The following is a 6,504-nucleotide window of genomic DNA, read 5'->3' on the forward strand; positions in this document are numbered from 1 at the left end:
GGGCCAGGAGGTCAAGGAAGGCGATCTCATCGTCGTCCTGGAGGCCATGAAGATGGAACAGCCCCTCAACGCCCACCGCTCCGGCACCGTCAAGGATCTGGCCGCGAAGGTCGGCGGGGCGGTCGTCTCCGGCGCCGTCATCTGCGACATCAAGGACTGACCGGCACACCAAGCGCCGCGCACGGGCAGGGCCCGCAGGCTTGCTGCCTGCGGGCCCTGCGCGTGCGCGGGGTCGTCGGCTACGGCGGGGGGCTTCGGTTACGGCGGTTCTTCTTCGGCGAGTTGGAGTGTGTCGACCGCGTAGGCGGCGGAGACGAGTGTCATGTGGTGGTTCCAGCCGGGGAACGAGCGGCCCGTGAAGTCCGCCATGCCGTAGTCCTCGCTGATGGCGCTCAGTGCCGCGCCGGCGGTGTTCCGCAGCCGCAGCAGCGCGAGGAAGTCGTTCGACGAGCCGTCGAGCAGGTTGGTCAGCCACACCTGCCGGGGACGGTCGCGCGCCGGGGACCACTGGGCCAGGAGCCGGAAGCGGCCCGGTCCGTGGCCGGGCAGGTCCAGGCGCGCCGGAGAGGCGAGCGTGACCAGGGGGCCGCGTACGGGCGGTTTGAGTACGTTGGCCTGTCCGTGCTCGTGGTGGCCCAGGGACAGCAGGAAGCCGGCGTCGCGGTCCAGGAGGCCTGCGGCGGTACGCCGGGTGTCCGCGTTGCCCCGCAGATCGAGGATGACGGGCCGGGTGCGGCCGGGGCGCTGTGGCGGGGCGTGGTCGAGGAGTTCGAGTGCGAGGTCTTCCAGGGGGCGGCGGCGCACGGTGTCGGGGACGCGGGCGCGGCGGCGGTGTTCCTCGTCCTCGCCCCAGGCGCGGTTGAGGTAGAGGCGCCAGTCCACGGGCAGGCTCCGGCCGCGTTCGGTGAGGAACGTGCCGAGGGCGACCTGGCAGTTGACGGAGCCTCCGGTGGGGGTGGGCCGGCGGTGGACGCCGACGATCTGCTCGCCGTACTTGGGTACGAGGGCGAGTTCGACGACGGTGGCGCGCGGGTTCATCCGGCGGGCCGCGAGACGGCCCAGGGCCTGGCGGGGCGGCTGCCAGTCCCAGGGGCTGGCGTTGACGAACTGCTGGAGGGCCTGGAGGTCGGTGGTGGAGTGGGTCATCGCGCGGACGGTCTTGCGGCCGGGTGAGGTGAGCAGGGCCCGGAGGTAGGCGGCGGCGCAGCGCCGCTGGTCGGAGCGGGGCAGGGTGGCGAAGACGGTGTCGGTGAACCAGGCCGGGACCGGGTCGCCGGGCTGTGGCCCGGTGTCCTTGGGCGGCGGCCTTTCCTCGGTGAGCTGCTGCGCCATCTGGGGCCCCTCGTCGCCTTGTCCTGGTGGTGTCCAGGGTGGCGAGTGGCTCTTGAGTCCCGCGTGGGGCCGGCGTGCCCGCCCGGGGGCTGGGGGGATCCGCGCCCGGTGGGGGCGGGGCGGCGGTAACGTGCCTGATCATGCTCGCGATACGGTTCGACCGTTTCGGCGGTCCCGAAGTCCTCACGCCCGTCGATGTGCCCGTCCCGGTCCCCGGGCCCGGCGAGACCCTGATCACCGTGGAGGCGGCCGGTGTCAATTTCGCCGACACCTTCCAGGTCGACGGGTCCTATCTCTCTGCCGATCTTCTGCCTCATGTTCCCGGTGGGGAGGTCGTGGGGCGGACCGGGGACGGCCGGAGGGTGCTGGCGAAGGTCACCCACGGCTATGCGCAGTGTGTGCTCGCCCGGGAGTCCGCTCTGGTCGAGGTTCCCGAGGAGCTGGACGCCCCCAGGGCTCTGGCGCTGCTGACGCAGGGGCTCACCGCCTGGCATCTGCTGCGTTCCGCGGCGCGGCTGCGGCCCGGTGAGAGTGTCGTGGTGCACTCCGCGGCGGGGGGTGTGGGCAGTCTCGCGGTGCAGCTGGCCCGGGAGTTCGGGGCGGGCCGTGTCCTGGCGCAGGCGTCCACGGCGGACAAGGAGCGGCTCGCGGTGGAGCTGGGTGCCGACGAGGCGGTGAGGTATCCGCTGGAGGTGCGGGCGGATGTGATCCTGGACGCGGCCGGCGGGGAGCTGTTCGACCACGCGCTGGGCTCTCTGGCCGACTTCGGGCGGCTCGTCACGTACGGCAACGCCTCCCGTACGGCGTTCGCCGCGCTCGACCCGGCCCGGCTCGGCCGGCTCAACGCCGCTGTCGTCGGTTTCTGGCTGCGGCCCACTCTGGCCCGGCCGGGAGCGCTGCGTGAGCCGCTGGAGGAACTCATCGCGCTGACGCTGCGGGGCCGGCTGCGTCCGGTGACAGGCACGGAGTACCCGCTCGCCGACGCCGGCCGGGCCCACACCGACCTGCTGGCACGCCGCACGACGGGCAAGGTCGTACTGCGGCCGTGACACGGGCAGGACGGGCGCCGGCCGGAGCCGGGTGGTGCTGACGGGCTGACGGGCTGTCGGCCCGGGCCTCGCTGACGGGCCTGACGGGTGCGTGCCGGCCCGGGCCGTCACTGACGGGTGCGCCGGAGGTCTTGTCGGTCGCGTGCCGGCCCGGGCACGTCCCCGGCCGTCCGGACGGCCCGGGCCCGTCCCGGTCGGCCGGGACCGTGGGCGACGGGTCGGGAGCGTGGGTGCTCGCCTCACCCGTGCGACGTACTCGCGGATGGTGTGTACGGCGCCGTGGACGGGCGTCGCGGTGTCGTGGGCCGGTCGGGGGGCGGATGGCCGTGCGGAAAACTGACACTCTCGCCGTCGTGCCGTTGGCCCGGCCGTGGGCGCCGGTTCAGGCTGGGGCCACGAGACGGCGTGAGGGGCGGGTCCTTCGGGGCCCGGTCGCCCCTGCCTCTGCCCCGCGTCCGCCTCACCGTGACTGCGCCGGTGCCGCCGGCGCGCCGGCCGGACCCGGAAGGCGGGGACAGGAAGATGCGGGAAGGGACCCGTCCGCCGTCCGCCCGGTACGGCATCAGCTCGTACGCGGCGCTCGGTGACAGTTTCACCGAAGGGGTCGGCGACGAGACTCCCGGGGGTGAGGTGGTCGGCTGGGCCGACCGGCTCGCCGGCCGCCTGGCCCGGCACTCCCCCGCCCCGGAGTTCCGCTACGCCAACCTCGCCGTCCGGGGCCGGCTGATCGAGGAGATAGTCCGGGAGCAGGTGCCCAGGGTGCGGGAGTTCGCACCGGACCTGGTGAGTCTGTGTGCGGGCGGCAACGACATCCTGCATCCCGGGAGTTCGCCCGACGACATCGCCGCGCGTTTCGACGCCGCGGTCGCGGAGCTGACCGGTGCGGCGGGGACGGTCCTGGTGTTCACGGGCTTCGACCCGCGCGACACTCCGGTGCTGCGCAGGCTGCGCGGGAAGATCGCCGTCTACACGGCCCACATCCGGGCCATCGCCGACCGGCACGGATGCGCGGTGGTCGATCTGTGGTCGCTGAGGGCGATCCAGCATCCGCGTGCGTGGAGCGAGGACCGGCTGCATCTGTCGCCCGAGGGGCACGAGCAGGTCGCCCGGCGGGCCGCCGGCGTCCTGGGTCTTACTCCGGTGCCGGAGCCGGTGTGTGCGTTCGCGCCGGAGCACCGCCCGTGGCCGGCCGAACAGCTCCAGGACCTGCGGTGGTTGCGCGCGCATCTCCTTCCCTGGATGGGGCGTTCACTGCGCGGCCGGTCGGCCGGCGACGGAATGACACCGAAGCGTCCCGACCTGGCACCACTGGGAAAGACCACACCCCGGTAACCCGCGCCGCCCGTCGCGCCGCCCGTCGTGCCGCCAAGACTGCCGGGGCTGCCGGGGCTGCCGGGGCTGCCGGGGCTGCCGGGTGAACCCGCTCTTCCCCCATCGGGTTCACCCGGCCCCCTTTCCCGGACGGGGCGGATGCGCACGAAGACCGCGTACGACCAAGGGGTACGGGGCGGAAGCCGCGTACGGCGAAGGGGTACGGGGTGGTGGCCGCGTGCGGCGAAGGGGTACGGGGTGGCGGCCGCGTGCGGCGGCAAGGGGGCATGGGGGGCAAGGCGAGGGCCGCGTGCGACGGGGGGTGTGTCGCACGCGGCCTTGGGGGGTGTGGGCCCGGTGGTCTAGAAGAACTCGGTGTCCGGGTCCAGTCCGACCAGGACCCTGCCGTATGCCTCGAATCCGCCGAGGGGTGCCATCAGGCCGTGCAGTGCGAGGCCCTGGATGTCGCGGTGGACGCGCTGGAAGGGCTGGGAGCGCTGGATGACGGAGGCGCCGCTGATCGAGTGCAGGGTGTCGACGGCCTCCTTCGCGAGCAGGACGGCGTAGGTGATCTGGCTGCGGATCTCCACGCGGTCGGCCATGGACATCCGGTCACCGGCATCGGCGGCGTCCTGCATGCGCCGGGTCCAGCTGTCGGCCAGTGCCTGGGCCGCGGAGATCTTGTTGGCGGCGGCGGCGACCTGGAACTGGACGTAGGGGTGGGCGCGCTGTTCCTCCCAGTGGGTGTAGGCGATGCTCTTGCCGGGGAGCCGGTCGAGGAAGAGTTCGAGGCCGGCGCGGGCCATGCCGAGGTAGGCCGCGGCGGACAGTGCCATCACGTAGGCGGTCAGGCCGTATTCCCTGGCGCTGCCGTCGGTGTGGGCGCGGTCGGGGACCTGGCCCTCGAGGACTTCGAAGCCGTCGACGACGCGGTGGGCCGGGACGAAGAGGTCCTTGACGGAGGAGGTGCAGCTGCCGGTGCCTGCGGCGGCGGAGACGTCCCAGTCGTCGGCGATGGTCATCTCGTCGGCGCGGACCACCGCGTAGACCTCTTCGTGGACGTCGTCGGGGCGTTCGACGAGGGCGGCGAGGATGTTCCAGTCGGCGCCGCGGATGCCGGTGTTGAAGCGCCAGCTGCCGTTCAGGACGAAGCCGTCGTCGGTGCGGGTCGCCCGGCCGGTGGGGGTGAAGCCTCCGGAGACCTTCAGCGATCCGCCGGCGCCGGCGTAGATCTCCTCCTGGGCGCGGTCGGGGTACTGGGAGATGATCCAGGCGCTGGAGATCCAGGCGTTGGCCACCCATCCCGTGGAGCCGCAGCCGCGGGCGATCTCGGCGACGAGCGCGAACTGGTCGGCCAGCGGCAGGTCCAGTCCGCCGAACCTGTGCGGGACGGCGGCCCTGAAGACTCCGGCCTGGTCCAGCAGCTCGATGTTCTGCTGTGCGAGCCAGCCGCGTTCCTCGGTCGTGCGTCCGTTCTCACGGAGTATGTGAACGCTCTCCCGCACCGCTTTCAGTACGGTGCCGGCGTCGATGTCGACCGTGGTCATCCTGCCTCCTCTGCCGCGAATTCATCCGGTGCTGCCCGACTGTACTGCCGGTTCATTCAATTGCTTCCGGAATTCGCTCACACCTCGGTCATTACCGGGACTGTCAATTGATGAGCGTTCGGTTACCCCCGCCTGGGAGCCTTGAAGGTTTATACGCGAGAACGAATACGGGCCGCTTCGGGGGCCGGCGGGCCGAAGAGTCGCGACAGGCCGCAGGTATGACCCTTTTCGACCGGGTACGGGGCGGGGCGGGACGGGCTGGGCGGGACGGGCCGGGCGGGGCGGGGCGGGCCGGGCGAGTTGGGCGAGTTGGGGGCCCGGCGGGGGCAGAGGCCGAATCACCTGCCCGCGCCGGGAGTCCTTGCGGCGAGGGGGCGGGGTCAGCGCCGGCTCTCGTCGGTCCAGATGCGGCTGCTGAGGTCCGAGCCCCTGAGGACCTGCACCCGCCAGGGGTCGATGCGCAGGACGTGGTACTTGGGGTCCTCGGGGCCGCCGCGCCAGAAGTTGAGCGGGTTGTACCCGACGCCGGCGGGGCTTCCCTTGCGGTAGAGGTCCCACGCGTACTGCCTGGCCTCCTGGTCCTCGGCCCAGGTGGAGACGCTGTCGATGAACACCGCGTTCTGGCGGGGGTTCCAGTACGAGTAGGTGGTGTGAGGGTTGTTGGCCAGGTGGGCCACCTTGACGGGCGTCTTGTAGGCGGCGAGCCAGCCGACCGGCTTCCCGTCGACCACTTCCCAGATGGGCAGCAGCACACGGGCCCTGGGACGTGCCTTCTTGTCCACGGTGATCATGGTGCAGTAGACGATGTCCTGGATATAGGAGTTGAACTTGTCTTCGATTTCCGAGAAGGATTCCACCGTGGTAGCCATATCGATTCCTCCCGGCATTCGATTGTCGATGGCGAGGGGTCTGTGAAGACCCTTCCGGAATCAGAATGCAGTACGGCTGCCGGTGGCGGAAGAACGCACTTTGAAGTCACCGACTTCTCTCACGGATACCACCGGACGCCCGGCCGGAACCGGCCCCGGCGACAGCAATGACGGCGGACAGGCGGCGGGGCGGCGGCGGGGGCGGCGGCGGGGGTGGCGGGGTGGCGGCGGGGGTGGCGGGGTGGCGCCCCCGGGCCACCGGGCGGCGCCGGGGGCGGAGCGGGCGGCCGGGCGGCCGCCCGGGGGACGACCGCGGGCCGCCGCCGGGTGGGGGCGGGGCGGGCGCCCTGTGGGGGGGGGGGGGGCGGGGGATAGGCGTGGGGGGGGCGGGGTGTT

6 protein-coding genes are annotated in these 6,504 nt (G+C 72.5%); 3 read left to right on the top strand and 3 right to left on the bottom strand.

The features are described 5' to 3' along the window. A partial coding sequence (locus ACH4MY_RS38080; RefSeq protein ID WP_398009438.1) for an acetyl-CoA carboxylase biotin carboxyl carrier protein subunit occupies window positions 1-160 on the top strand: 160 nt, incomplete at its 5' end. A 98-nt stretch (window positions 161-258) separates the two neighbouring features. On the opposite strand, the gene ACH4MY_RS38085 is transcribed toward ACH4MY_RS38080, so the two are convergent. Next, window positions 259-1,332 carry a transposase gene (locus tag ACH4MY_RS38085; RefSeq protein ID WP_398009429.1) on the bottom strand — a complete coding sequence of 358 codons (1,074 nt, stop codon included), beginning with the start codon at window positions 1,330-1,332 and terminating at the stop codon, window positions 259-261. Window positions 1,333-1,472: 140 nt separating this feature from the next. Here ACH4MY_RS38085 and ACH4MY_RS38090 point away from each other — a divergent pair, with 140 nt between their 5' ends. Continuing rightward, window positions 1,473-2,381, top strand: a complete 909-nt coding sequence (locus ACH4MY_RS38090; RefSeq protein WP_398009431.1) for a zinc-binding alcohol dehydrogenase family protein — start codon at window positions 1,473-1,475, stop codon at window positions 2,379-2,381. 522 nt (window positions 2,382-2,903) lie between these two features. Continuing rightward, window positions 2,904-3,713: an SGNH/GDSL hydrolase family protein gene (locus ACH4MY_RS38095; RefSeq protein ID WP_398009433.1), complete on the top strand. Its 810-nt coding sequence runs from the start codon at window positions 2,904-2,906 to the stop codon at window positions 3,711-3,713. Window positions 3,714-4,054: 341 nt separating this feature from the next. On the opposite strand, the gene ACH4MY_RS38100 is transcribed toward ACH4MY_RS38095, so the two are convergent. Further along, window positions 4,055-5,239 carry an acyl-CoA dehydrogenase family protein gene (locus ACH4MY_RS38100; protein ID WP_398009434.1) on the bottom strand — a complete coding sequence of 395 codons (1,185 nt, stop codon included), beginning with the start codon at window positions 5,237-5,239 and terminating at the stop codon, window positions 4,055-4,057. Window positions 5,240-5,619: 380 nt separating this feature from the next. Continuing rightward, window positions 5,620-6,108: a pyridoxamine 5'-phosphate oxidase family protein gene (locus ACH4MY_RS38105; protein ID WP_398009436.1), complete on the bottom strand. Its 489-nt coding sequence runs from the start codon at window positions 6,106-6,108 to the stop codon at window positions 5,620-5,622. Between the last annotated feature and the right edge of the window lie 396 nt (window positions 6,109-6,504).

Source organism: Streptomyces sp. NPDC017246 (assembly GCF_044331325.1).
Classification (GTDB): Bacteria; Actinomycetota; Actinomycetes; order Streptomycetales; family Streptomycetaceae; genus Streptomyces.

Bases quoted from the DNA above. Each gene is read 5' to 3' on its own strand.
- ACH4MY_RS38085 (WP_398009429.1), bottom strand. From the start codon at position 1,332: ATGGCGCAGCAGCTCACCGAGGAAAGGCCGCCGCCCAAGGACACCGGG.
- ACH4MY_RS38090 (WP_398009431.1), top strand. From the start codon at position 1,473: ATGCTCGCGATACGGTTCGACCGTTTCGGCGGTCCCGAAGTCCTCACG.
- ACH4MY_RS38095 (WP_398009433.1), top strand. From the start codon at position 2,904: ATGCGGGAAGGGACCCGTCCGCCGTCCGCCCGGTACGGCATCAGCTCG.
- ACH4MY_RS38100 (WP_398009434.1), bottom strand. From the start codon at position 5,239: ATGACCACGGTCGACATCGACGCCGGCACCGTACTGAAAGCGGTGCGG.
- ACH4MY_RS38105 (WP_398009436.1), bottom strand. From the start codon at position 6,108: ATGGCTACCACGGTGGAATCCTTCTCGGAAATCGAAGACAAGTTCAAC.